17 protein-coding genes are annotated in these 26139 nt (G+C 70.8%); 11 read left to right on the forward strand and 6 right to left on the reverse strand.

The features are described from left to right. Positions 1-222 precede the first annotated feature (222 nt). The 11 genes from AB0P17_RS16730 to AB0P17_RS16780 all read left to right on the forward strand — a co-directional run bounded on the left by AB0P17_RS16730 (position 223) and on the right by AB0P17_RS16780 (position 17143). Positions 223-1920 carry an ABC transporter substrate-binding protein gene (locus AB0P17_RS16730; RefSeq protein ID WP_365811583.1) on the forward strand — a complete coding sequence of 566 codons (1698 nt, stop codon included), beginning with the start codon at positions 223-225 and terminating at the stop codon, positions 1918-1920. A gap of 1 nt (position 1921) precedes the next feature. Continuing rightward, positions 1922-2878: an ABC transporter permease gene (locus AB0P17_RS16735; protein WP_365811585.1), complete on the forward strand. Its 957-nt coding sequence runs from the start codon at positions 1922-1924 to the stop codon at positions 2876-2878. Continuing rightward, positions 2875-3873, forward strand: coding sequence for an ABC transporter permease (locus AB0P17_RS16740; RefSeq protein WP_365811587.1), 999 nt, complete (start codon positions 2875-2877; stop codon positions 3871-3873). Before AB0P17_RS16735 ends, AB0P17_RS16740 begins: the two co-directional genes overlap by 4 nt. Next, a complete protein-coding gene (locus AB0P17_RS16745) occupies positions 3870-4685 on the forward strand; it encodes an ABC transporter ATP-binding protein (RefSeq protein ID WP_365811588.1) in 816 nt (271 codons plus the stop codon). Before AB0P17_RS16740 ends, AB0P17_RS16745 begins: the two co-directional genes overlap by 4 nt. After that, positions 4682-5527, forward strand: a complete 846-nt coding sequence (locus tag AB0P17_RS16750; protein ID WP_365811590.1) for an ATP-binding cassette domain-containing protein — start codon at positions 4682-4684, stop codon at positions 5525-5527. Before AB0P17_RS16745 ends, AB0P17_RS16750 begins: the two co-directional genes overlap by 4 nt. 17 nt (positions 5528-5544) lie before the next feature. Further along, complete coding sequence (locus AB0P17_RS16755; RefSeq protein ID WP_365811592.1) at positions 5545-6813, forward strand: alpha/beta fold hydrolase; 1269 nt, start codon at positions 5545-5547, stop codon at positions 6811-6813. Continuing rightward, positions 6810-8219, forward strand: coding sequence for an aminopeptidase P family protein (locus AB0P17_RS16760; RefSeq protein WP_365811594.1), 1410 nt, complete (start codon positions 6810-6812; stop codon positions 8217-8219). The genes AB0P17_RS16755 and AB0P17_RS16760 overlap by 4 nt, the downstream gene beginning before the upstream one ends. Continuing rightward, positions 8216-10870, forward strand: coding sequence for a beta-L-arabinofuranosidase domain-containing protein (locus AB0P17_RS16765; protein ID WP_365811596.1), 2655 nt, complete (start codon positions 8216-8218; stop codon positions 10868-10870). The genes AB0P17_RS16760 and AB0P17_RS16765 overlap by 4 nt, the downstream gene beginning before the upstream one ends. A 209-nt stretch (positions 10871-11079) precedes the next feature. Then, positions 11080-12840, forward strand: coding sequence for a DUF6055 domain-containing protein (locus AB0P17_RS16770; protein WP_365811598.1), 1761 nt, complete (start codon positions 11080-11082; stop codon positions 12838-12840). Positions 12841-13099: 259 nt separating this feature from the next. Continuing rightward, complete coding sequence (locus tag AB0P17_RS16775; RefSeq protein WP_365811600.1) at positions 13100-15952, forward strand: beta-L-arabinofuranosidase domain-containing protein; 2853 nt, start codon at positions 13100-13102, stop codon at positions 15950-15952. Positions 15953-16021: 69 nt separating this feature from the next. Further along, positions 16022-17143: an aminotransferase class V-fold PLP-dependent enzyme gene (locus tag AB0P17_RS16780; protein ID WP_365811602.1), complete on the forward strand. Its 1122-nt coding sequence runs from the start codon at positions 16022-16024 to the stop codon at positions 17141-17143. Positions 17144-17159: 16 nt separating this feature from the next. On the opposite strand, the gene AB0P17_RS16785 is transcribed toward AB0P17_RS16780, so the two are convergent. From AB0P17_RS16785 to AB0P17_RS16810, 6 genes are read right to left on the reverse strand one after another with little or no spacing between them, the layout of a single operon-like run. Next, on the reverse strand, positions 17160-19598 hold the full coding sequence (locus AB0P17_RS16785; protein ID WP_365811604.1) for a glycoside hydrolase N-terminal domain-containing protein: 2439 nt from the start codon (positions 19596-19598) through the stop codon (positions 17160-17162). 51 nt (positions 19599-19649) lie between these two features. Beyond that, entirely contained in the window at positions 19650-21488 is a 1839-nt protein-coding gene (locus AB0P17_RS16790) for a CBM35 domain-containing protein (RefSeq protein WP_365811607.1), read from the reverse strand. 54 nt (positions 21489-21542) lie between these two features. Then, positions 21543-22403, reverse strand: coding sequence for a carbohydrate ABC transporter permease (locus tag AB0P17_RS16795; protein ID WP_365811787.1), 861 nt, complete (start codon positions 22401-22403; stop codon positions 21543-21545). A 56-nt stretch (positions 22404-22459) separates the two neighbouring features. After that, on the reverse strand, positions 22460-23434 hold the full coding sequence (locus AB0P17_RS16800) for a sugar ABC transporter permease (protein WP_365811609.1): 975 nt from the start codon (positions 23432-23434) through the stop codon (positions 22460-22462). A 46-nt stretch (positions 23435-23480) separates the two neighbouring features. Beyond that, on the reverse strand, positions 23481-24794 hold the full coding sequence (locus AB0P17_RS16805) for an ABC transporter substrate-binding protein (protein WP_365811611.1): 1314 nt from the start codon (positions 24792-24794) through the stop codon (positions 23481-23483). Further along, positions 24791-25978, reverse strand: a complete 1188-nt coding sequence (locus tag AB0P17_RS16810) for an ROK family transcriptional regulator (protein ID WP_365811612.1) — start codon at positions 25976-25978, stop codon at positions 24791-24793. The genes AB0P17_RS16805 and AB0P17_RS16810 overlap by 4 nt, the downstream gene beginning before the upstream one ends. Positions 25979-26139: the final 161 nt, after the last annotated feature.

The following is a 26139-nucleotide window of genomic DNA, read 5'->3' on the forward strand; positions in this document are numbered from 1 at the left end:
GGAGGTGTCACATACTACTGTCTCCTCAAGTGGCCGGGCTCGCTGTGATCCCGGTCTCTCCGTGGGACCGGTCGTGGGCGCTCCGCTCTGCCCGGCGGCCCACCGGATTCGCAGCGTATCTGCCCACCGTTTCCGCACATAGTCGCTGGTCCGCCGGCCCGTCACCCGTCCTGCTCCGCCGGACGGCCGGGCTGCCCGCACCCGACCGGAAGGTAGGACCCCTTGAAGAGAACCTCGTCTTCAGCGGCGCTCGCTGGGCTGGCGGCCGGCGCACTCGCCCTTTCGGCATGCACCGGTGGCGGCACCTCGTCCAAAGCCACCGGCGGTGGGAGCGGCGGGCCCGCGGTCAAGGGCGGGACCGTACAGGTCCTGCAGTCGACCGACTTCTCCTATCTCGACCCGACCCGCGGATGGGACGGCGGCGTCAACGCCTTCTACCGCCTGATATACCGCCAGCTCATCACCAAGGCGCCCAACGACGCCAAGGACCCCAACGCGATGGTCCCCGACCTCGCGGAGAGCCTCGGCAAGGTTTCCGCCGACGGCCTGACCTGGACCTACAAGCTCAAGGACGGGATCAAGTTCGACACCGGCGCGCCGATCACCTCCAAGGACGTCAAGTTCGGCATCAGCCGCGGCTGGGACCCGGAGATCGGCATCGGCGCTCCGTACCTGAAACAGCTGATCGACGCCCCGAAGGGCTACCGGGGGCCGTACCGCTCGGGCGACCTGCCGACGATCGAGACGCCGGACGACCGGACGATCGTCTTCCATCTCAAGGCTCCGTTCCCCGAGTTCGACGCGGCGCTGTCCCAGCCGAGCGGCACCCCGTTCCCGGTCGGCACCGGCGCGGGCGGCTCGTTCATCAAGGACGTCGTCTCCTCCGGCCCGTACGACCTGGAGAAACTCACCCCGGGCAGCCTGATCCAGCTCAAGCGCAACCCGCACTGGGACGCGAAGAGCGACACGGCCCGCAAGGCCTACCCCGACGCGTGGCGCTTCACCATCGGCGTCGAGGGCGCCACCATCGACGAGCGTCTCATCGCCGGCCAGGGCACCGACATCAACGCGATCTCCGGCACCGTGCAGACAGCCACCATTGCCCGCCTGCAGACACCGCAGGCCAAGGCGCAGACGGTCAAGGCGCCGTCGACCTGTCTCACGTACATGGGTCTCAACACGACGAAGAAACCCCTGAACGACGTGAAGGTGCGCCAGGCCGTCAACTACGCGGTGGACAAAGGCTCGGTGCTCAACGCCAGCGGCGGCCGGCAGCTCGCGACGCTCGCCAACAGCCTCCTGCCGGCGACGGTCTCCGGCCACGTCGACTACGACCCCTATCCGAGCGCGGACAACGCCGGTGACCCGGCCAAGGCCAAGCAGCTGCTCACCGAGGCGGGTTACCCGAACGGCTTCACGATGACCCTGGACGTACGCGCGAAGGAGCTCGACCAGGGCCAGGGCGAGGCGATCCAGCAGGCGCTCAAGCGGGCCGGTATCGAGGTCAAGCTGAACGTGATCGACGCGGCGACCTACTACGAGACGATCGGCACACCGTCGCAGCAGCACGACGCGGCGATCACCGGCTGGTGCCCGGACTGGGCGTCGAGCGCGTCGACGTTCCTGCCGCCCCTGTTCGACGGCCGGAAGATCACCGACAAGGGCAACCAGAACCTCGCCCAGCTCGACGACGACGCCGTCAACGCCGAGATCGACCGGATCGGCGCGATGACCGACCTGGCCGCGGCGAACAAGGCCTGGGGCGAGCTGGACAAGAAGATCATGGCGCTGGCTCCTTTCGTTCCGCTGAACGTCGCGAACCGCATCTACCTGCCGGGCAGCAACCTGGCGGGGGTGGTCGCTCCCAGCGGCGACGTCGACTACGGGATCATCGGTCTCAAGGACCCGGCGAAGGGCTGACATGACGATCTCGTCAACCGGCCCGCAGGTGACGGAGGTGACCGCACCGGTCACCCCCGGCACCGCCCCGGATCCCCGCCGGAGCGTGGCCCGGGCCCTGCTGCGCGACCCGGTCGCCGTGGCCTGCCTCGGCTACATCGCACTGATCGTGCTCATGGCGGTGTTCGCACCTCTCATCGTCCGGGTCAGCGGCTGGGACCCGTACGAGTTCGACCAGAGCGCCATCGACCCCGACCTCGGCGGCATGCCGGTCGGCTCCTGGGGCGGCATCTCCGGGTCGCACTGGCTCGGCGTCGAGCCCGGCAGCGGCCGGGACATCTTCGCCCGGATCGTGTACGGCGCCCGCTCCTCGATGCTCATCGCCCTCGGCGCGACCCTGCTCACCACGGTGCTCGGCATGGTGTTCGGCCTGCTGGCCGGTTACTTCGGCGGCCGGACCGACATGCTGATCTCGCGGGTCATGGAGTTCCTGATGGCGTTCCCCGCCCTCATCTTCATGATCGCCGTACTGTCCGCGCTGCCCGCGGACGACCGGCAGTACCTGCTGGTCGTGGTGATCTCGCTGTTCGGCTGGCCGTACCTGGCCCGGATCGTGCGCGGGCAGACCATGTCGCTCAAGGAACGCGAGTTCGTCGAGGCGGCCCGCGCGTCCGGCGCCTCCCGCACCACCATCGTCTTCACCGAGATCCTGCCCAACCTGCGCTCGACCATCCTGGTCATGGTGACCCTGGCGATACCCGGTTACATCGGTACCGAGGCCGGGCTGTCCTTCCTCGGTGTCGGCCTGGTGCCGCCCACGCCGTCCTGGGGGCAGATGATCTCCAGTTCGGTGAGCTGGTACGCGGTGGTCCCCACGTACTTCCTGGTCCCCGGCGTCTTCCTGGCGCTGCTGGTGCTGTCCTTCATGGTCCTCGGCGACCGCATCCGGACCGTCGCCGAGCCGGGAGGCCGCTCATGACCCGCTACGTCGTGCACCGCGTGCTGGGCATGCTCCTGGTGCTGTTCCTGGTCTGCCTGTTCACCTACGTCATCTTCTTCGCCCTGTCGCCGGACCCCGCCGTACAGATCTGCGGCAAGAACTGCACCCCGGAGCGCATCGACCAGATCCGCGCCAACCTCGGCCTGACCGACCCGTTCCTCAGCCAGTTCCTGCACTTCCTGCAGGGGCTGTTCGCGGGCCGCGACTACGGCAGCGGCCCGTCCACGGTGCACTGCCCGGCCCCCTGCCTCGGCTACTCCTTCCAGACCTCACAGCTCGTCACCGACATGATCGTGCAGCGGCTGCCGGTCACCGCGGTGGTCGCCCTCGGCGCGGCCGTGCTCTGGCTGGTCATGGGCGTGATCGGCGGTCTGCTCAGCGCCGTGCGCGAAGGACGGTTCACCGACCGGTTCATCGCCGGGCTCACCCTGGCCGGCATGTCGGTCCCGAACTACGTCCTCGCCCTGGCCCTCCAGTACGTGCTCGTGGTGTGGCTCCAGTGGCTGCCGTTCCCGCAGGCCGTCCAGTTCGCCGACGACCCGTGGCAGTGGTTCCTCAACTTCATCATGCCGTGGACCGTGCTGGCCATCGGCTACGCCTCGTCGTACACCCGCCTCACCCGGGCCAACGTCATCGACACCCTGGACGAGAACTTCGTGCGCACCGCGCGGGCCAAGGGCCTGCGACCGGACCTGGTATGGCGGCGGCACGCGCTGCGGCCGGCGCTCACCCCGATCGTCACCATCGCCGGCATGGACTTCGCCGGCCTGCTCGGCGGCGCGCTGATCACCGAGACGGTCTTCGGGATCAACGGCGTCGGCAAACTCGCGGCGGACTCCATCACCAAGAACGACCAGCCGGTGATCATGGCGGTGACGCTGCTCGCGGCCTTCTTCGTCGTGGTCGGCAACATGGCCGTCGACCTGGTGTACTCGGCGATCGACCCGCGGGTCGGAAGAGGAGCGGCGTCATGAGCGACCTGCTGCGCGTGCGGGGCCTGACCGTCGCCTTCCACGGCGCCCCGGTGGTCGACGCCGTCGACTTCGCCGTGCCGCCCGGCGGCGCCCTCGGCATCGTCGGCGAGTCCGGCTCGGGCAAGTCGATGACCAGCCTCGCGATCATGGGGCTGCTCCCGAAGGGCGCCACCCGGACCGGCCGGATCGAGTTCGACGGCGGCGACCTCACCACACTGACCGAACGCGGGATGCGCGCCGTGCGCGGCGACCGGATCGCGATGGTGTTCCAGGACCCGCTCTCCTCGCTCAACCCGTACTACACCGTGGGCACACAGATCGCCGAGGCCTACCGCTCGCACCGCTCCGGCGTCAGCCGCCGCGCCGCCCGCGCCGCGGCGATCGAGGCGATGGAACGCGTGCACATCCGCGACGCGGCCCGCCGCGTCGACGAATACCCGCACCAGTTCTCCGGTGGCATGCGCCAGCGCGTGATGATCGCCATGGCGCTCAGCACCGAGCCCAGCCTGATCATCGCCGACGAGCCGACCACCGCGCTCGACGTCACCGTCCAGGCCCAGATCCTCGACCTGCTCGCCGAGGTACGCCGCGACACCGGCGCGGCGCTCATCCTCATCACCCACGACCTCGCCGTGGTCAGCGAGGTCGCCGACACACTGATCGTCATGCGGCACGGCAAGGTGGTCGAGTCCGGCACCGCCGAGCAGATCTTCTGCGACCCGCGGCACCCGTACACCCGGGCGCTGCTCGAAGCGGTCCCGCGGATCGACGACGAGATCGGCGAGCTCCAGACCCTGGGAGGCGACACATGAGCTCCGAACCACTGCTGAGGGCCCGGGACCTGGTCAAGGAATTCCCCGTCGCCGGTACGGCCGGACTGCTGCGCCCCGCGCGCACGTTCACCGCCGTCGACACCGTCTCCTTCGACCTGCACGCGGGCCGGACCCTCGCTCTGGTGGGGGAGTCAGGCTCGGGCAAGTCGACCACCGCGCGGCTCGCGGCCCGGCTGATCGACGTCACGTCGGGCACCGTCCACCTCGACGGCCGCGACATCACCGCCCTGCACGGGCAGGAGCTGCTGGAGGTGCGCCGCCAGGTCCAGGTCGTGTTCCAGGACCCGTTCTCCTCGCTCAACCCCCGGCACACCGTCGAACGGATCGTCACCGCCCCCCTGCGCTACCAGAAACGGCCGATTCCCGGCGGCCCCCGGACGGTCGCCCGCGCCCTCATGGAACGGGTGGGGCTCGACCCCGATCACGTCGACCGCTACCCCGCGCAGTTCTCCGGCGGACAGGCGCAGCGCATTGGCATCGCTCGCGCGCTCGCCGTGAGCCCGCGCGTACTGGTCTGCGACGAGGCGGTCTCGGCGCTCGACGTCTCGGTGCAGGCACAGATCATCAACCTGCTGCGCGAACTCCAGCGCGAGGAGGGGTTCGGCTGCCTGTTCATCGCCCACGACCTCGCCGTGGTCCGGCAGATCGCCACCAGCGTCGCGGTGATGACGGGCGGCCGCGTCGTGGAATCCGGCGAGCGGGACGCGGTCTTCGACGACCCGCGCCACGAGTACACCCGTACCCTGCTCGCCGCCGTGCCCCGGATCCGTCCCGAGTGGGACGCGCGCCGGCGCGCCAACACGACCGGGGCCACCGCGTGAACCCGGTGGAGTACCCCGTGCCCGGCGCCTGGGTCCGCGAGTTCACCGTCGCCGCGCCGCTGGACTGGTCCGATCCCGGCGGAGCGGGCATCGAGCTGTTCGTCCGGGAGTTCACCGACCCCGACCGCCGCCACGACGACCTGCCGCTGCTGACCTATCTGCAGGGCGGCCCCGGCGGCGCCAATCCCCGGCCCGCCCCGCTGGGCGGCTGGCTGCCCGAGGCCCTGACGCACTACCGGGTCGTTCTGGTCGACCAGCGCGGCACCGGGCGCAGCACCCCGGTCGACGGAACCGACATCGCGGGCTTCCCCGACGCCCGTGCGGCCGCCGACCACCTGCTGCGCTTCCGCGCCGACTCGATCGTGCGCGACCTCGAACACGTCCGGACCCGGGCTTACGACGGCAAGCGCTGGGCCACCCTCGGACAGAGCTTCGGCGGGTGGATCACCCTGACCTATCTGTCGCACGCGCCCGAGGCACTGACCGCCTGTTACGTCTGCGGCGGAATCCCCGGCACACCGCCCGATCCGGACGAGGTCTACCGGCGTACGTTCGACCGGGTGGCCGGCAAGACCGCCGACTTCTACCGGCGCTACCCGCGGGATGCCGCCGCGGTCGCGGCGATCGCCGACCGGCTCGCCGGCGGTGAGGTGACGCTGCCCGACGGCTCGCCCCTGTCGGTGCGCCGGTTCCAGACCCTGGGCGGGGAGCTCGGCTTCGGCGCCGGCCACCAGCGCCTGCACTGGCTGGTCTCCGAGGCGGTCCGCCGGGACGGCCGCCTCGACGACGCGTTCCTGGAGACCGTGCTGGTGAAGACGTCGAACGCGGGCAACCCGCTGTTCTGGACCCTCCAGGAGTCGATCTACGGCGACGGACCGAACGGCCCCTTCCGCTGGTCGGCCCAGCGCGAACGGGACCGGCGGCCGGAGTTCGCCGGGGACCGCCGGCCGCTGCTGTTCACCTCGGAGATGACATTTCCGTGGATGTTCGAGGAGATCCGGGCGCTGCGGCCGTTCGCACCCGCGATGGCCGAACTCGCCGAGCAGCGGGTCTGGAGCCCGCTCTACGACCCGGCCCGGCTCGCCGCCAACGACGTCCCGCTGGCCGCCGCCGTCTACGCCGACGACGTGTTCGTCGACGCCGGGCTGCAGCGCGACACCCTGAGCCGGGTCGGCAACGCGCAGACCTGGGTGACCAACGAGTACGAACACGACGGCATCGCCGACGGCCGGGTGCTGCGCCGGCTGCGGGAGATGGTCCGCGACCGAGGAGGCGAAAAGCGTTGACCGAGACGACCACACCGCCGGCCGGCGGGACGGCCAACCCGCCGTACGCCGGGGGGACCACCCCGCCGTACGCCGGTACGAAACCGCCACGGCTGGCCGACGAGAGCCCCGGCTTCCTGGCCCGCATCGGGCAGGGCTGGGCCGCACGCGACATCCCGGCACCGGTGAGCCCGGCCGCGGCACGCGCGGCGGCCGAGCACCGGGCCCGGCTGAGCGCCTGCCTGCCGGACCGGACCCTCGTCCTGGCCGCGGGCCGCGCGCCCCGCCGTAACGGCGACGCCGACTACCCGTTCCGGGCGGACAGCGACTTCGTCTGGGCCACCTCGTGCACGACCGAGGGCGCGGTCCTGGTGATGACGCCGCGCCCGGGCGGCCACGACGCCGTGCTGTACATGCCCGCTCCGGCCCGGCCCGGCGAACGCGACTTCCACGCCAGCGCGGCCCACGGGGAACTGTGGGTCGGCCCCTCGGCGGGGCTCGCGGCCTGGTCGGCCGCGCTGGACCTGCCGGTGCGGCCGATCGGCGACCTCGGCGAGCGGCCCGGCGGCCCGGCGGACGACGTCCGCGCGGTGCTCTCCGACCTTCGCATGATCAAGGACGACTGGGAGATCGCCCAGCTGCGCGAGGCCGTGGACCACACGGTCACCGGATTCGCCGCCGTCGCCGACGAGATCCCGCGGGCCGTCGCCGACGCCCTGGGGGAGCGCTGGCTGCAGGGCACCTTCGACCGGCACGCCCGCACCGTCGGCAACGGGCCCGGCTACAACACCATCGTCGGCTCCGGCGAACACGCGCCGATCCTGCACTGGGTCCGCTGCGACGGCCCGGTCCGCCCCGGCGAGACCCTGCTCCTCGACATGGGCGTCGAGGCGAACTCGCTGTACACCGCCGACGTGACCCGGACGCTCCCGGTCGGCGGCACCTTCACACCGGTCCAGCGCCGGGTGCACGACCTGGTCGAGGCCGCGCACCGGGCCGGCATGGACCAGGTACGCCCCGGCGTCACCTACACCGACTTCCACTTCGCCGCCATGGAGGTGCTGGCGCGCGGACTCCACGACTGGGGGCTCCTGCCGGTCTCGGTCGACGAGGCGCTCGCCCCCGAGGGCCAGCAGCACCGCCGCTACCTCGTCTGCGGCATCGGCCACCACCTGGGCCTGGACGTGCACGACTGCGCGTCCTCGACGTACGAGCGCTACCAGGGCGCGCCACTGCGGCCCGGCATGGTGCTGACGGTCGAACCCGGCCTGTACTTCCACGCCCACGACGAGACCCTGCCCCCCGAACTGCGCGGGATCGGCGTACGCCTGGAGGACGACCTCCTGGTCACCGGGACCGGGCACGAGGTGCTGTCGGGCGCGCTGCCGATCGACGCCGCCGGGATCGAGAAATGGGCGGCCCGATGACCCACGCACGACCCTTCGCCCTGCGGGACGTCGAGCTTCTCGACGGGGTGCACTCCCGGACCAGGGACCAGATGCTGCATCTCGCCCGGGTGTTCCCCGTGGACCGGGTGCTCGCCGTCTTCCGGGCCAACGCGGGGCTCGACACCCACGGGGCGCTGCCCCCCGGCACCTGGGAGGACTTCGGCCATCCCGACGAGCAGGCCTGGTCCGAGGCCGACTACCCGGGACCCGGCGTGGCACCCACGGCGAGCCTGCTGCGCGGGCACTACGCGGGGCACTTTCTGTCCATGCTGTCGCTGTCGTACGCCTCGACCGGCGAGGAACTCCTGCGGGACAAGGCCGACGAGATGGTCGCGGGCCTGGCCGAGGTGCGCGACGCGCTGACGGCGACCGGGCGCTACAGCCATCCGGGGTTTCTGGCGGCGTACGGCGAATGGCAGTTCTCGCGGCTGGAGGACATGGCGCCGTACGGGGAGATCTGGGCGCCGTACTACACCTGCCACAAGATCATGGCGGGGCTGCTCGACGCGTACGAGCTGGTCGGCTCCCGGCAGGCGCTGGAGATCGCCACCGGCATGGGCCACTGGGTGGCCGGCCGGATCCTGCGGCTCGACCGGGAGCGGCTGCAGCGCATGTGGTCCCTCTACATCGCCGGTGAGTTCGGCGGCATGAACGAGACCATGACGCGACTGCACCGGATCACCGGGGAGCCGTCGTTCCTGCGCACCGCCGGGGCCTTCGAGGTCGACCGCGTGCTGGACGCCGCGGTGGCGGGCCGGGACGTGCTCGACGGCATGCACGCCAACCAGCACCTCCCCATGCTCGTCGGACACCTCGACCAGTACGACGCCACCGGCGACCGCCGCTACCTCGACGCGGTCGTCGCCCTCTGGGACCAGATCGTGCCCGGCCGGACCTTCGCGCACGGCGGCACCGGCGAGGGCGAACTGTGGGGCCCCGCGGACACCGTGGCCGGGTTCGTCAAGCGGCGCAACGCCGAGACCTGCGCCACCTACAACCTGCTGAAGATCGCCCGTTCACTCTTCGGGCACACCCTCGACCGCCGGTACGCCGACTACGCCGAGCGCGCCTCGCTCAACCACATCGTCGGCTCCCGCGCGGACGTCACCTCGGACACCAGTCCCGAGGTCCTGTACATGTACCCGGTGGACCCGGGCGCCCTGCGCGAGTACGACAACGTCGGCACCTGCTGCGGTGGCACCGGCCTGGAGAGCCACGTCAAGCACCAGGAATCGGTGTGGTTCCACGCACCCGGGCAGCTTTACGTGACGAGTTACGTACCCTCGCGGCTGCGCCACGCCGACCAGGAGGTGACCCTGCGGACCCGCTACCCCCGCGAAGGGAAGGTGTCGGTCGAGTTCGGCCTCGCCTTCTCCGGCGCACTGCACCTGCGCATCCCGCCCTGGGCCGCCGTCCCCCGGATCGACGGCGTGGAGACATCGGTGCCGGCCACCGGATTCGTGACACTGCGCCGCGACTTCCGCCCCGGCGACATCGTCGAACTCGACCTGCCGATGCCGCTGCGGCTGGTGCCCACCCCCGACGACCCCACCCTGGTCAGCGTGGAACTCGGCCCCACCGTGCTGCTCGCGCGCGACGACGCCACCACCACCCTGCCCGTCGCGGCGGCCGCCCACCGGCGTCTCGACGGCACCATCGCCGGGCACACCACCGACGGGGACCTGGTCTCGGTGCTCGGCCGGACCTTCGAACCCGCCTGGTCCGGCGGCGGCCACCGGCACCACATGTATCTGCGCCTGGCCGACCCGGAGATCGCCTTCCTGGGCAGCGCGCCCGGGGTACCCGACCGCCATGACGCCGACGGCTGGTCGTTCCTCACCGGACTGTGGGCGGACGGCGGATACGCCGACATCGCCGACTTCTTCACCGCGGTCCACCGGGGAGTGGTGCGGGCGGCCCGATCCGGGCTGCTGAGCCGGGACGAGGCGACCCTGGTGCTCCTGGCGGCAGCCGCGAGCACCCTCGACGGCCCGGCCGTGCCGCGCCGCGGTGTCGTCGGCCCGGACGGGGCGGACGCGGTGCGCGTGACCCGGACGGTCGCCGCGGACGGGCGGCCCGCCGAGGACGTCGTCGCCTGGTCGCTCCCGGCCGACATCGGCGCGGGGGATCCGCTGCCGGTGGTCCGGGTGGAGGTGACCGGCGACCGTGCCCCGTCCGGCTGGTACACACGGGAGCCGGGCTTCGCGGTGACCTCCGTGTCGCCCGCCACCCTGGAGGCCGCGGTGGGCGAGGGCGCCTGGCGGCCCGCGACCGGGGTGATCGCCCTGGACCGCGAGGGCCACCACGTGCTCCGGGGCCGGGCAACCGACCCCTCCGGGCGGACCGTCCACGCCACGCGCGAGATCGCGGTGGACACGCGGCCCCCGTCGGTGCGTGCCGAGGTCCGTCCGCTCGGACCGAGCAATGTCGAGGTGACCCTCCACGCCGCCGACGATGTGTCCGGCGTGGACCGCGTCCAATGGCGTACCCCGGAGACGTTCTGGGGCGTCTACCAGGAGCCGTTCACCAGGGCGCTGCGCGAGGAGCCGCAGATCCTCGAGTTCATCGCCACCGACCGCGCCGGGAACACCACTCCGGTCCAGCGGATGGCGCTGCCGCCGGGGCCCTGAGAATCCCGGGTGATTTTCCCGAACCGAAGGTTGCCGAAAGGGTTTTCGTACGTCAGTGTCAACAGTAATAGATGCCCCGTCCATCAGTGTCGGCCTTCACGCGCACACCGGAGTCCTCTGCGTCCACCGTCCTTGTCCGGTGCCCGGGAAAGGCCCGAAAGGTCGGCGTGGCGCCCATCATCGGCCCCCAACGGGATGGTGTTTCCGTCGTGACGCTTCTGCATGCTCGATTACGGCCACTGTGGCTCGCTGTCGTACTGACCCTCACGCTGGTGACCGGTGCCTCGGTCGCGCCGTCGGCGACGGCCCGCGCGTCGGCGCCCGCCGCGAAGTCCGTCTACATCCCCGCGAGATGGACCCAGACGGGCGAGGTGCCCTGGTCGGCCGACCGGAGCCGGGAGTCCGACAACTTCATCCTGCTGTGGGGCGAGAAGTCGGGCACCAACCCGGTGTCGGCGCCCTCGCCGTACAACTTCGACCCGAACAGCGTGATCACCCAGCTGGAGAACCTCTACCGGTTCTACGTCAGCACGATGGCCTTCACCCCGGAGACCGGGCTGCTGGCACAGCACAAGATCATCGTGATCGTCACCCGGACCTGGAACCGCACCGCGCTGGACGCCTGGGCCACCGGCGGATCGGTGGACAACAGGGTCGGCGTCATCAATGTCGCCCCGGGCGCCGCGCTGCCCGGTTCGTGGGGACTGGCGCACGAACTCGCCCACGTCTTCCAGAACTACACGTTCCTGGGCCGGTCCGGCGCCGGCTTCGTCGACCCGAGCGCGGGCACGTTCTGGGAGACCAGCGCCGAGTTCATGGCGATGCAGGCGCTGCCCACCACCGCGGCCGGGGACCTCACCCGCTGGCTGCGCTCGGAGAACCTGTACTTCAGTTCCAGCCGGCACCACTACGGCAACTGGATGCTGGCGCAGTACATCAAGGACCGGGACGGTCTGGCGATGTTCAACCGGATCTGGAACGAGGCGCGCAGCACCGAGCACCCGCTGGAGACGTACCGCCGGATCGCCGGGATCAGCCAGTCCGAACTGGGCCGGAGGGTCGGCGAGTACGCCACCCGCACCGTCAACTACGACTTCGGCAACCGCTCGACGCTGATGCCGTTCCTCAACAACGTGTACGGCGCGGGCTTCCTCAACGCGTACAACGGGGGCAACGTCGAGGCCGTCGACCAGGGCCTGGGCCACTACCGGATCAACGCGCGGGTGGCGCCCTCGGACTACGGCTTCAACAAGATCAAACTCGTGCCCGCGCAGGCCGGGGGGCTCGTGAAGATCCGGCTGAAGGGGCACGCGGAGACCGGCGCGAGCGGCTGGACGTTCGGCCTGGTGGCGATGCGCAACGGCACGGCACGCTACTCGCCGCTGACCACCGGCACCGACGGGCAGATCAGCTTCCAGCTGCAGTCCGGCGAGAGCGAGGTCTGGCTGGTCGTCACCGCCACCCCGACCGCGGTGCCGCACTACGGCTTCCTGGACGGCTACACCAAGGCCCGGCGCTTCCCGTACGAGTTCCGCCTCTCCGGCGCCACCCCGTCCGGCTTCGAGCCCGGCCACGTCAAGCCCGCCGCGACCGGCGGCGGACACTGGCATGCCAACGGCGGCGGCTGGGTCTCCAACAGCGCCAATGTCGCCGCCACGGCCTATGTCGGCCCGAAGGCCGCGGTCTACGCCGGTACGGTCACCGGCAACGCCCGCATCGAGGGGCTCGGCTGGGTCAACGGCGGTACCGTCGGCGGCAACGCCGTGGTCAAGGACAACGCACTGATCCAGGGCGGCGCCAACCTGTCCGGGAACATCGTCGTCGGCGGGGACGCCGAACTCGCCATCGCCTGTGGCGCCGGTACCTACCTGATGTTCAACCCGGACCGGGGCTGCGACGGCCGCGGCGGCGAGTCCGACATCAACCCGTCGTTCACCGCCTTCCCCAGCGCCGACCTGGCGATCTCCTAGCGCCGCCGCCAAGGCAGACCGCGGGAACCGGTGAAGTGCCCGCCGGGGAAAGGTTCTTGACCCGGTGGCTTCCGGAATTCCCCCGCTCCCGGCCCGGACCGTCTCCCCGGGCCGGGAGCGTGTTCCGTCCGCCGTACCCCGGCGGGCCTTTCCGGCGTCGCCGGCCGATATCGCACCGAAAGCGTTTCGGAAAAGCATTGCGACGCCGTTCATGACCGAAGAATCCCTTTACCGACTCGGACCGGGAGTGAATGCAGATATGACGCACAACGCGATGTCCCGTCGCCGGCTGCTGCGGTACGGAGCGGGGGCCGCCGGTGCGACCCTGGCCGGCGTGGCCGAAGCCGGACCGGTGGCCGCGGCCCCGGCCGGCCCGGCCGCCCCGGTGGGGCCGGCCGGTGTCGGTGGCCGGCCGCGGGTCGACCGCCTCCCGGTTCCCGCGTCGTGGCGGGCCGTCCCGTTCTCCCTCGACCAGGTCGACCTCGGGGCGAGCCTGTTCACCGAGAAACGCGACCGTATCCTCGCCTACGCCCGCGCCTACCCCGTCGACCGTGTCCTCAGCAATTTCCGTGCCGCGGCGGGGCTGGACACCGGGGGCGCCGAGCCGCCGGGCGGCTGGGACGACGCGACGGGCAACCTGCGCGGGCACTACAGCGGGCACTTCCTGTCGATGCTCGCCCAGGCGTGGGCGGGCACCGGGGAGGCCGTGTTCAAGGACAAGCTCGACGCCGTCGTCGCCGGGCTCAAGGAGTGCCAGGACGCCTGGACCGCCCAGGTCGGCCGGCCCGGCACACCGCCGCCACCGGCCGTGTGGTCGACCGGCCGGGCCGGCGGCGGGCTCGAACTCAGCGGCGACGGACAGTACGTCGGGCTGCCCGACGCCACCGTGGACGGCCTCGGCACGTTCACCATCGCCGTGTGGGTGCGGCTCGCCGAGAAGCGGACCTGGTCGCGGGTGTTCGACTTCGGCACCGGCACCGGCACCTACATGTTCCTGACCGCCGACGACGGAGTGGGCCCCCGCTTCGCGATCACCACCGGCGGCAGCTCCGCCGAGCAGCGGATCCGGGGCGCCGCGCCCGTGCCGGCCGGACGGTGGGTCCATCTCGCGGTCACCCTCACGGGCGGCACGGGGACCCTCTACGTCGACGGCGCGGTGGCCGGTACGAACCCGGCGATGACGCTCTCACCGGCCGACCTGGGCGCCCCGAAGAACAACTGGATCGGCCGCTCCCAGTTCGGGGACGCGCACCTGGCCGGCACCGTCGACGAGTTCCACCTGTACGACCGTGCCCTCGACGCGGCGGAGATCGCCGCGCTCGCGGCCGCCGAGGGCGGCACGCACGGCAACCTCGCCTGGTACCGGTTCGACGAGACGTCCGGCTCGGCGGTCGCCGACTCCTCGGGCCGCGGCTGGGACGCGGCGGTCGTCACCGGTCCCGGCGGCGCCCCCGGCCCGAGCCACGCCGGTTTCCTCGCGGCCTACCCCGAGACGCAGTTCATCCAGCTGGAGTCGTACGTCACGTACCCGGCGATCTGGGCGCCGTACTACACCTGCCACAAGATCATGCGGGGGCTGCTCGACGCGTACACCCTCGCCGGCAACACCACGGCGCTCGCCGTCGCGACCGGGATGGGGGAGTGGGTGCACAGCCGGCTCGGCGCGCTGCCCCGCGAGCAGCTCGACCGGATGTGGTCGCTGTACATCGCCGGCGAGTACGGCGGCATGAACGAGGTGATGGCCGACCTGTACGCGCTGACCGGTGACGCGACGTTCCTGGCCACGGCGCGCTGCTTCGACAACACCGCGCTGCTCGCCGACTGCGTGGCCGGCACCGACAGCCTCGACGGCAAGCACGCGAACCAGCACATCCCGCAGTTCCTCGGCTATCTCCGCCTCTTCGAGAACGGCGGCGGCGAGGACTACCGGAAGGCCGCGGCCCACTTCTTCGACATGGTCGTGCCGCACCGCACCTACGTGCACGGCGGCACCGGCCAGGGCGAGGTCTTCCGCGGGCGGGACGTCATCGCGGGCAGCATCGTCACGACGACCAACGCCGAGTCGTGCGCGGCGTACAACATGCTCAAGGTGGCACGGGGGCTGTTCCTGCACGCGCCGGACGCCCGGTTCTTCGACTACTACGAGAAGACACTGGTCAACCAGATCCTCGCCTCCCGGCAGGACACCGACAGCACCGACGACCCGCTGGTCACGTACATGGTGCCGGTCGGCCCGGGCGTGCGACGGGGATACGGCAACACCGGCACGTGCTGCGGCGGCACCGGGCTGGAGAACCACACCAAGTACCAGGACTCCATCTACCTCCGGTCACCGCGCGGCGACGTGCTCTACGTCAACCTGTACCTCCCGTCGACCCTGCGATGGGCGGAGCGGGGACTGACCGTGACCCAGCGCGGCGACTACCCCAGGTCGGACACCACCACCCTGACGATCACCGGCGGCGGCCGGCTGGACCTGCGCCTGCGGGTGCCGTCGTGGGCCCGCTCCGGCTTCACGATCACGGTCAACAACCGGCCGCAGACCGTACCGGTGGGCCTCGACGGGTACGCGAGCCTCGCCAGGACCTGGCGGAACGGCGACCGGGTCGAGGCCCGCTTCCCGTTCCGGCTGCGGGTCGAGCGGGCTCTCGACGACCCCGGTCTGCAGGCCCTGCTCCATGGGCCCGTCGCGCTCGTCGCCAAGTCGGCGAGCCCGCAGGCCCTGCCGATGTCGTGGTACGGGTCCCTGACGCTCGAAGGCGACCTCGCGGCCGTCGCCGGGGCGGGGGAGCGGCCGATGACGTTCACGGTGGGCGGGGTGCCGTTCGAGCCGTTCTACCTGGGCGATACCGACCCCTACCACGCCTACTTCCGCCGGGAGGAGCCGCGGATCGTGTTCGCCGGCACCGACGCGGGCGTCGCGAACCGCGCCGACGCGAGCGGCACGACCTTCCTCGACCGGCTGTGGGCGGGGGCGCCGTTCGCCGACCGCCGGGCGTTCCTGCGGGCCGTGACCGCCACCGTCCGTGAGTGGGAGGCCGCCGGGCTGCTGAGCCGGGCGGAGGGCGCGGCCGTCACCGGGGCCGCGGCGGCGGCACCGATGAAACCCTGACGTCCGGCGGCCGGCGGGCCGTGAGGTATGAAGGATGTCCCGACCGATCGTTCTCCAGGGAGTTTCCGCGTGACGGCAGAGCTCGACGACTACCTCGCCTCCTTCGCGGAGCCGACCGGATATCTCAACTTCGGCAGCTACGGGCCACCGTCGCGCGCGGTGGTGGAGACGATCGGCCGGCTCACGGCGGAGGCGAGCGCCGGTGTTCCCTCGTCGGGACTGCACGCGCGGGACGAGCACGCGCTCGCGGCGGTCGCGCGCCTCACCGGGTTCGACCGCGGTGCGGTGGCGCTGACGCCCAGCACGTCCTTCGGTCTTCTGCAGATCGCCTTCGGACTGCCGCGGGGCGCGGTGCTCGTCAGCAGCGCGGAGTTCCCCTCGAACCTGTACGCGTGGTGGCGGGCCCGGGACGCCGGGCTCATCACCGTGCGTACGCTGCCCGGCGTGTCCGGTGATGGGTTCGCGCCGGTGACGCCCGAACGTGTGGCGGCCTCCCTCACGCCGGACACCGTCGCGGTGGCGGTCAGCGCGGTGGACTTCCGGACCGGGTTCCGCGCCGACCTGGCGGGCATCCGCGCGGCGATCGGCGACCGCCTTCTCGTGGTCGACGGCATCCAGGGGTTCGGTGTCGTCGACCAGGACTGGACCGTGGCGGACGCGCTCGTCGTCGGGGGCCAGAAGTGGCTCAGAGCGGGGTGGGGCACGGGCTTCGTGGCACTCTCCCCACGGGGCCTCGCCCGCCTCCGGCCGGTCCTCGGCGGCTGGACCGGTGTCGAAGGCCCCTCCCGCTACGACGGCGTGCCCCACGAACCGCTCCCCGGCGCGCAGCGCTTCTCGACGACCAACGGATCACCGTTCGCGTCCGGGGCGCTCGCGGCGGCGCTCGCCCAGCTGGAGTCGGTCGGGGTCGCCACCGTCCGGCGTCGTATCGAGGAGACGGCGACCGCCTTCATCGACCGGCTCCTCACCGCGGACCTCCCGGTGCTCTCACCCGTCGCACCCCACGAGCGCGCCGGCCTCGTCGTGGTGGGCATCGCGCACGGCGCGGCCCCGACCGTCCACAAACAGCTCGACGCGGCGGGCGTGACCGCGACCGTGCACGGGGACGACCGCATACGTTTCAGCATCCACGCGACCACCACACCGGCCGCGCTCGACGCGGCCCTGACCGTGCTGGGGGCGCCCTCCTGACCCACCCCGGGCCCGCTCATCCGAAGTCCCGCAGGATGACCGTCCTCCCGGACCGGACGTCCACCTCGTGCGAGACGCCACCGGCCGTGACCCTCGTCCTGCGCCCGCCGACACTGCGGATCCTCGCCTCACGGACCTTCCCGTCACGCCAGCTCAGATCGACGACGAACCCGCCGCGCGCGCCGATGCCGGTCACCGAGCCGGACCGCGCCCAGGCGGCGGGCAGTGCGGGAAGCAGCTCGATATGGCCGGGCCGCGAGTGGAGCAGCATCTCGATCATGGCGGCCGGGGTGCCGAAGTTGGACTCGATCTGGAAGATCCCCCTGCCCTTCTCGACCTCGTAGATGTCGAAGAGGTTCATCGCGCTCCCGTTGCCGCCGTCGACGGAGGGCCGCAGGTTGTTGATGACGAGCGCGTACGCGTTGTCCGCGTGCTTCAGCCGCGCCCAGCACAGGGCGCGCCAGGCGTTCGCCCAGCCGAAGCTCTCCATGCCACGGGCGGCGAGGAGTTCGGTGGCGCCCTTCACCAGCGCCGCGGGCGAGGCGTCGGGGCGGATACGGTCGCCGGGGAACAGGCCCATCAGCGGGGAGAGATGACGATGGGTGGTCTCGCCGAGGTTGTCGGGGGACATCCACTCCTGGAGCCAACCGGTCTTCGGACTGACCTCGGGCAGGTACAGCCGTTCCTGGAGCCCGGCCACCGTCCTGGCGAACGCCGCGTCCCGGCCGAGGAGCCCGCACGCCTCCCGGTAGTTGGCGAACAGGTCGCGGACCACCTCCTGCGCGTAGGTGATGCCCTTCGTGTCCTGGGGGCCGTGCTCGGGTGACCAGTCGTTGTCGGCGACGAGGACCTCGCGCTCCTCGCCGGTCTCCGGGTCCTCGACCGTCGTGGTCACCAGCCGGGTCTCCCAGAACTCGCAGGCGCCCTTGAGCATCGGGTAGATCTTCTTCACGTGCGTGAGATCCCGCGTGTACTGGTAGTGCTCCCACAGTGAGTTGCAGAGCCAGGCGTTTCCCGGCGGGTGCCACCACCAGCCGAGTCCGCCGTAGATGTTCGTCGAGTACGCCACGGTCCAGCCGGCGACCCGGCCGGAGGAGTTGCGGAACCGGTTGCGCGGATCGTTGAAGTGGGTCCGGGTGAGCTCCGACCAGACCGGAAGCTGCGCGAGGCAGTAGTCGGTGAACGCGTCGAAGGTGCGCGAGAGGGCGGTGCGGTCGGCCAGCCAGTAGTTCATCTGGATGTTGATGTCGGTGTGGTAATCGCCCATCCAGTCCGGGTCGTTGCCGTCCAGCCACGGCCCCTGGAGAGCCACGGGCAGACCGTCCCGCGAACTGCTCACCATCAGATAGCGGCCGAACTGGAGGTAGAGCGCTTCGAGTTCGGGGTCGGGTACGTCCTGCTGCGCGCGGTGCTTCAGCCGCGCCCAGGTGTCGAGGGACCGCTGTTCGGCCGTCGAGGGGCCCAGCGAGATGCTCATCCCCGCGAACTGGTCGCGGTAGTCGGCGACATGGGTGTGCAGCAGAGCGGTGGGGGAGTGGCGTACGGCGTCCCGGACCTTGGTCCTGGCGAGCGCGGTCGGATCGAGGCCCGGGGCGCGGTAGCCCGTGGTGGAGTCGGGGGCGTAGTCCGATCCGCCGCTGATGACCACGGTCAGGTCGGCACACCGGGTGAAGACGATCCGCGAGCCGCTCGTGGTGACCGAACCGCTTCGGCTGCGCGCGGTGACGGCGGCGCCGTAGCGCAGTCCGTTCGCGAATTGCGCGCCGAGGAACAGGGTGTCGGTCCCCGCGTCCGCCGAGGTGGTCTCGCCATGGGTGCCGTCGAGCGAGAGGGTGCCGGTGTAGTGGCCGCCGCCGCGCTGCGAGAAATGGACGACGATCGCGTCGTCGGGGTGGCTGGCGAAGACGCGACGCTCGTAGGTGACGCCCGCCCGGACGTAGCCGGAGGTGACCAGGCCCTGGTCGAGGTCGAGTGCGCGGCGGAAGTCGTGGACCGCGCCGAGATCGTGGTCCGGGATGTCTACCGTCACGTGCGCCAGTTGGGTGAGACTCCCGAAGTCGGCCCGGCCATACGGGAATTGACCGTCCGCATCCAGTTCGTCATTGATCCCGCCGGTCCACATCGTGGCGTCGGAGACGAAGAGCAGTTCATGCCCCGGGTCGTTGCCGACGAGCGCTCCGAGCCGGCCGTTGCCGACGGGCAGGGCTCGTTCGAGCATGGTCGTGTCACCGGCGGGTGCGCGATACCACATGCGGGTCGTCGGGCCCTCGCCGTCGGCGAGCAGGGGGGAGACGGCCGGGCGCTTCGGCGGCGCGGTGACGGCGAAGGCGGGCAGGCCGCCGAGTGCGGAGAGGGCTCCGGCGCCGGCGGCGAGGGAGAGCACCCGACGGCGGGCGGGACCCGGGCCGTCGTCGGGGCCGGACCGCGCGGGACGGTGCGCCTGCTGGTCATGCACGGAAGAACTCCATTCCTGCGGACGGGAGGTACGCGGAGGTACGGAGCGGGGTCAGCGGCGCGGTACGTCGATCTTGTCGATGTCCGGCGCGTACCCGTCACCGCTGTCGAAGGTCACGGTGTTACGGCCCGCCTTCAGGGTGACCGGCACGCTGATCGAGTCGACCGCCGACCAGCCGCCGGTGGCAGGAAAGGCCGTCGCGACGGGTGCCCTGCCGTTGGCCGAGACACCGACCGACCGCGGATCGCGGGAGGTGTAGGCGACCTTGACCAGATAGCGGCCGGCCTTGCTGACGACCACGTCCGTGAACTGGAGCGTGCCGCCGGTGTACAGGTTGCCTACCTTCCTGGTGCCCGAGCACTCGTCGCAGCCGGCGACCGAGGCGGAGCCGGTCAGGATGTTGTCCGGCGACTCGGCTTCGTACCCGGTCGTCCTCAGGCCGGCTCCGTGCGGGGTGACGGTGAACAGCCGCGAACCGTGGGCCGGTACGGCCTCGGTGATGCCGTCCTTGTGCCGGCCGAGGTTCTCGTGGTTCCACACGTCCCGTACGGAGGCCTGGCCGGTGAAGCCGAGTGTCTGCCAGTCGGCGGTCACGGGCGAGGGCGAGTCCCCCTGGTTGAACAGCGCGACCGTGTAGCTGCCGTCGGGGTTCCCGGACGCCCAGACCTGCTCGTCGCCGACGGAGGTGACGGGCTTGGCGGGCCTCCCCGGCTGCTGGTTGATCTTCAGCACGTCGCGGTTGGTCAACAGCGACAGACCGTAGTCGTCCAGCCGGGTGAGGTCGTCCCCGCTGTACAGCGGGGACTTGGCGATCGCCCAGAGCGTCATGTAGCTCTGCCGTTCGGCCTTGGTCAGACCGCTCATGGCGGCGCTGCCGACATTGACCGCGTCCAGGTCGTTCCAGCCGCCGGGCCCGGCGTAGCGGGTCCAGCCGGGGGTGTCACGCCACCGGTCCTCGACCGAGTTCTCCCACGACACCAGGGTGTCGCAGTAGCACTCGACATCCGTGTCGACCCGCCATCCGTTGGACGTGGCCTGCCAGTCCTTGGCGTAGTCGATGTCGAGCGACCACGAGATCTCCAGGTGGACGGGGCGTCCGGTGCGCTTGATGGCCTGCTGCCAGGCGGCGACATCCGCGCGGTTGTCGTAGTTGTCACCGCTCTTGAAGGAGCCGGGGCCCACCCCGTCGAGCTTGAGGAAGTCGTACCCCCAGTCGGCGATGAGCCGGGCCTGCGAGTCGATGTACTTCTGCGCGCACGGCTTCGAGAAGTCGATCTTGTACGAGCTGTCCCAGCCGTTGGTCGTCCGCAGATCGCTGTGGACGATGTCCCCGGTGGTGCAGTCGTCGGTGTTCCAGATCCGCGGCTCGCCCCCGCCGTACGCCTCCTTCTCCAGACCCACGGGGAGGTAGATGCCGGCCTTGAGCCCCTTGCCGTGAATGCGGTCCGCGACCGCCTTCATCCCGCTCGGGAACCGCTCGGTGTCGGGCTTCTGGCGCCCGTACTCGTCGAACTCCGGCGTCCAGTCCCAGCCGCGCCACCAGCCGGCGTCGATGTTGACGTACTCGTAGCCGAACTTCTTCAGCTTCGACGCCAGGGCGTCCGTCTGCCTGTTCACATTGTCCTCGGTGAGGAAGCTGTAGTTGCCGCGGGGGTTGACCCCCGGATACGAGGTGGTCTGGAGGCTCCAACTGCTCCACCCCATGTACGGCTTCTCGGCGACGGCCGTCCCGCCGGTGGCGGCGGCCGGGGCCGTGGACACCGCGCCGGTGGCCTCGGCCCGGTCCTGGCCCTGGGCCGTCGTCGGCGCGGCGACCGCGAGACCTGCCGTGACGGCGAGGACGAGGGCGGCGCGCAGGGTTCTCGCGGCGGTGCGGGTGAGTGGGCGCATGGGAAGGGGCCTCCTGCTCTCCGGTGACGAGGGACGGTACGGGGGCGGGTCCGGCTACTTGCCCGCGCCGATCGTCAGACCGCTGATGAACTGGCGCTGGAGCGCGAAGTACACGATCAGCGTGGGAATCGCGGTCATCAGGGCGCCGGCCGCGATGAGGTTGGGATTGGTGAAGTACTGCCCTTCCAGGCTCGCGAGCGCGGAGGTGACGGGACGCTTGTCACCGGTCTCGATCAGCACGAGCGGCCAGAAGAAGTCGTTGTAGATCCAGATCGACTCCAGCGTCGCGAGCGCGGCGAACGCCGGCCGGCACAGCGGCAGCACGATCTGGAGGAACTGCCGCCAGACGGGGGCGCCGTCCACGAGCGCGGCCTCGGTGATCTCCTTGGGGATCGTCTTCATGTAGTTGCTGAGCACGAAGGTGCAGAAGCCGCACTGGTAGGCGACGTGGATGACGATGATGCCCCAGTAGGAGTTGTAGAGCAGATACGAGTCGCTCATCCAGCCGGGCAGGTTCCACTGGAGGTACAGCCGGTACAGCGGTGTGATGAGCACCTGGGCGGGGAGCAGGTTCCCCGCGGTGAACAGCATCAGCAGCGCGAGGTTCCAGCGGAAGTCGAAGCGCGAGACGTAGAAGGCGACCGCGGCGGAGAAGAACAGCGTGCCGAGGACGGCGGGCACGGTGATGAGCACCGAGTTCCAGAAGAAGTGCGCGAGACCCGACTGCGCCCAGGCGTCGGTGAAGTTCTCCAGGCTCAGACCGCTGGGCCAGGACAGATAGCCGTTCCTCGCGGTGTCCTCGTACGGCCGCAGCGAGGTGTACACCGCCCACAGCAGCGGGATCAGCCAGAGCAGGGAGACCCCGGCGAGGAAGAGGTGGCGGCCCGTCTGGGCACGGGGGCGCGACCGCTCCACGGGAGGCGCCCTGTGCGGTGGCCGTGGCGGGGCGGCCGGGGGTGTGGCGGTCGCGGTCACCGCTCCTCCTGTTCTTTGCGGAAGTTCTGTACGAGGAAGGTGCAGATGGCGGTCAGCGAGACCAGCAGCATGATCACCGCGATCGCCGAGCCGTAGCCGATGTGGCTGGTCTCGCCGACGATGTTGTCGGTGATCAGGAGGGAGAGCAGCTCCATGCCGGGCTTGCTGCCGATGCCGCCGCCGAGGACGTACACGATGTCGAAGGCGCGCAGCGACTCCATGGCCGTGACGACGAGGATGACGATGTTGACCGGTTTCAGCGCGGGGAAGACCACGCGCAGGAACGTCTGCCGGCCGCTCGCGCCGTCCAGTGCGGCGGCCTCCTTGAGCGCGGGGTCGAACCCCTTGAGCCCGGCCAGGTAGAGGATCATGATGTAGCCGGTGTGCCGCCACGCGGACGCGACGAGCACCGCCCACAGGTTGAGGTCCGGATCGCCGAGCCAGTCGATGTGGGTGCCGGGCGAGGCCGCGCCGATGATGCCGTTCAGCAGGCCGTTGTCCGGGTTGTAGATGATCTCCCAGATCAGTCCGACCACCGCGAGGGACAGCACCATGGGCAGGAAGATCGCGGTCTGGTAGATCCGGGTGAAACGAATCTTCCGGTCGAGCTGGTACGCGAGGAAGATGCCGAACGGTGTCGGCAGCAGTGCGGTGAAGAGCAGCCAGATGACGTTGTGCTGGACGGCCGGCCAGAACGGCGGGTAATTGGTGAAGATCTCGCGGTAGTTGTCCCAGCCGATCCAGTCGATCTCGGAGAGCGAGATGCCGTCCCAGCGGGTCAGGGAGAGCGCGAACGAGGCGAGCGCGGGCAGCCAGACGAGGACCAGCAGGGCCAGCAGCGGTACACCGACGATGACACCGAGGAAGAGCCGGTCGCGCAGGCCGAGCCGGCGCGGCCGGCGTCGGCGCGCCGAGGCGTCGCGCGCGGCCGGCGTGACCGGTTCCTCCGGTGCTTCGAGCGTGGACGTCATAGGGGTGGGCTTCCCTCAGGCGGAGGCGACGGGGGGCCGGGGCGGATCAGCCGGAGAAGAAGCGCCCGCGCTGGGACTCGATCTTCTTCAGCGTGGCCGCCCCGTCGTCCGGGTGGCCGAGCCACTGCGTCAGGCCGGGCAGCACGACGGTGGAGACGAACCCGGGATCGCTGTCCCGGTCGCCGAACTGGGTGATGTGTCGCGCGGCGCCGATCAGCTCGGCCGACTTCTTCTGCAGCGCGTTGTACGTGCTGGTGTCGGCCTTGCTGTGGACGGCGACATTGCTCGGGTCGACACTCAGGTAGATGCTCTCCGCCTCGGCGCTGCCGAGGAATTCGAGGAACTTCCGCGCGCCTTCGGGGTTCTTGGGTCTGCGGCTGAGCATGAATCCGTCGGTCGGCGCCTCGACGCTGTCCCTGCCGTGCGCCGGGTCGATCTCCGGGAAGGGGAAGAAGTCGATGTCCTCGCGCAGCGCCTCGTCGGTGACCTGCTGGCCGAGGAAGAGTCCGATGACGGCCATGCCGGACTTCTTGTCGAACAGCGACTGCGCCGCGTCCTGCCAGGAACGCCCGCCGCCGCCCGGCTGGTGGTACGGGGCGAGTTCCCGCCACAGGTCGAGGACGGTGCTCACGCGCCGGTCGCTCCAGGCCACGCCGCCGCGCATCAGATCCATGTGGAAGTCGTAGCCGTTGGCCCGCAGGTTCAGATAGTCGAAGGCGCCGAGGACGGACCAGCTGTCGCCGCCGCCGTAGCCGGCGGCGATCGGGGAGAGCCCGTCCTTCTTCATCTTCTTGGCCAGCGCGACGAACTGCGCCCAGGTGGCCGGCGCCGTGTAGCCACGCTCCTCGAAGACGCTCTTCCGGTAGAAGACCGCCCATGGGTAGTTGTACAGCGGAACGAAGTAGTACGTGCCGTCCGTGCCCCGGGAGAGCTGCTTGGCCGCCTCGCTGAAGCCGGAGCCGATGGTCTCCCACACGTCGTCGACCGGACCGGCCAGCTTCTTCTCCGCGAAGTACCGCATGCGGTAGCCCGCGAACCAGGTGAAGGTGTCGTCCGGGGTGCCCTGGAGATAGCTGGAGATGCTTTTCTGGAAGGTGTCGTGGTCGACCGTGTTGGTCTTGGCCTTCAGCCCGGTCTTCTCGGTGAAGGCCCTGGTCACGGCCGCGTAGGCCTTCTTGGGGGTGGCGTCGGCGCCGTTGGAGCCAAAGGTCACGGACTTCGGATCGGCGGCGGGAGGGCCGCCTCCGCACGCCGCCAGGGCGGGCCCGGCGAGGGCGGCGGCGCCCACTCCCATCAGTCCGCCCAGGACGCCGCGTCGTCTCGGACCAGCGGTGGCGGGTGTGCGGCTCTGCTGCGTCATCGCTTCTCCCGGAAGGTGTCTGACCCTGTGAAGGCCTGGATCGCGGTGGCCGCGGCCCCGCGCGCCCACTCCTCGAACGGCAGCGGACGGATGATCACGTCGCACTGATCGGCGGTGCTGAAAGCGGTCGTGGAGAACGCTTCCTTGATCTGGGCGGCGAACAGGTCGTACGCCGCGAGTCCCTCGCCCGAGATGATCACGCGCTCGGGGCCGAGCAGATTGACCACCGTGCCGATCGCCCGGCCGATCGCCGCGCCCGCGTCCGCGTATGCCGCGCGGGCCTCCGGGCTTCCGCCGTGCGCCAGTTGGAGTGCCTGCGCGGGGCCGGCCGGGGACTCGCCCGTGTCGCGCCGGATACGGCGCACGATGGCCGAGTCGGAGGCGATCGCCTCAACACAGCCGTGGTTGCCGCAGTGGCACAGCGGTCCTCGCGGATCGATGGACAGATGGCCGATCTCACCGGCCGCGCCGTGCGCCCCGGCGACCACCCGCCCGTTGACCACCAGGCCGCAGCCGATCCCGGCGCCGACGGTGATCAGGGCGAAGTCGGTGAGTCCCACTCCGGCACCGAACCACTGCTCGGCGACCGTCAGCGCCCGGACGTCGTTGTCCACGGTGGTGGGCAACCCGGTCGCCGCCGCCGTGAGTTCGGCGAGGGCGATGTCACGCCAGTCGAGGAACGGCGAGTAACGGACCACTCCGGCCGCCCGGTCCACATCGCCGGAGACGGCGACCGCGAGGCCCCGCACCCGCACTCCGAACCCCTCGGCCTCCGTCTCCAATTCTCCCGCCAGTTCCGCGATCACGGCGATCACGGCACCGGGCGCACGGTCGGTGAGCGCCACGTGGCGGGCCAGCCGGATCCGGCAGCACAGGTCCGCGAGGACCGCGATCACCTCGTCGGCCGTCACCTTCACCCCGATGAACAGGGCCCGGCCGCCGTCCACCCGCACCGGGTTGGCGGGCCGGCCGACGGCGGGCGGGGCGCTGTCGTCGGCGGCCTCGACGAAGTACCCGGCCGCCAAAAGCGGGCGTACGGCCTTGGTCACGGCGGCCGACGAGAGGCCGGTGCGCCGGGAGAGCTCCACACGGGAGAGCGGGCCTTGCGAGAGCACGGTGGTGAACACCAAGGAGGCGGCGGGGGTGGCCGCGGGGAAGGCCTCCACCTGGTCGGTCGTCGGCATGGCCGGAAACGTAGGTGAGTTAATTTCCTCTGTCAATAAAAAAAGCAGGAGTCCTCGGAAACGAAAGTTGATCAGGCTCGCATCATGCAAAGACTGCTCCCGTAGCCGTACTTGACAAGAAATCAGCGGGTGGATTGGCTGCCAGCCGTCACGCTGCCGCC

Source organism: Streptomyces sp. NPDC088124, assembly GCF_040685895.1.
Taxonomy (GTDB): domain Bacteria; phylum Actinomycetota; class Actinomycetes; order Streptomycetales; family Streptomycetaceae; genus Streptomyces.

Bases quoted from the DNA above. Each gene is read 5' to 3' on its own strand.
- AB0P17_RS16775 (WP_365811600.1), top strand. From the start codon at position 13,100: ATGACGCACAACGCGATGTCCCGTCGCCGGCTGCTGCGGTACGGAGCG.
- AB0P17_RS16810 (WP_365811612.1), bottom strand. From the start codon at position 25,978: ATGCCGACGACCGACCAGGTGGAGGCCTTCCCCGCGGCCACCCCCGCC.
- AB0P17_RS16735 (WP_365811585.1), top strand. From the start codon at position 1,922: ATGACGATCTCGTCAACCGGCCCGCAGGTGACGGAGGTGACCGCACCG.
- AB0P17_RS16745 (WP_365811588.1), top strand. From the start codon at position 3,870: ATGAGCGACCTGCTGCGCGTGCGGGGCCTGACCGTCGCCTTCCACGGC.
- AB0P17_RS16790 (WP_365811607.1), bottom strand. From the start codon at position 21,488: ATGCGCCCACTCACCCGCACCGCCGCGAGAACCCTGCGCGCCGCCCTC.
- AB0P17_RS16750 (WP_365811590.1), top strand. From the start codon at position 4,682: ATGAGCTCCGAACCACTGCTGAGGGCCCGGGACCTGGTCAAGGAATTC.
- AB0P17_RS16765 (WP_365811596.1), top strand. From the start codon at position 8,216: ATGACCCACGCACGACCCTTCGCCCTGCGGGACGTCGAGCTTCTCGAC.
- AB0P17_RS16805 (WP_365811611.1), bottom strand. From the start codon at position 24,794: ATGACGCAGCAGAGCCGCACACCCGCCACCGCTGGTCCGAGACGACGC.
- AB0P17_RS16740 (WP_365811587.1), top strand. From the start codon at position 2,875: ATGACCCGCTACGTCGTGCACCGCGTGCTGGGCATGCTCCTGGTGCTG.
- AB0P17_RS16800 (WP_365811609.1), bottom strand. From the start codon at position 23,434: ATGACGTCCACGCTCGAAGCACCGGAGGAACCGGTCACGCCGGCCGCG.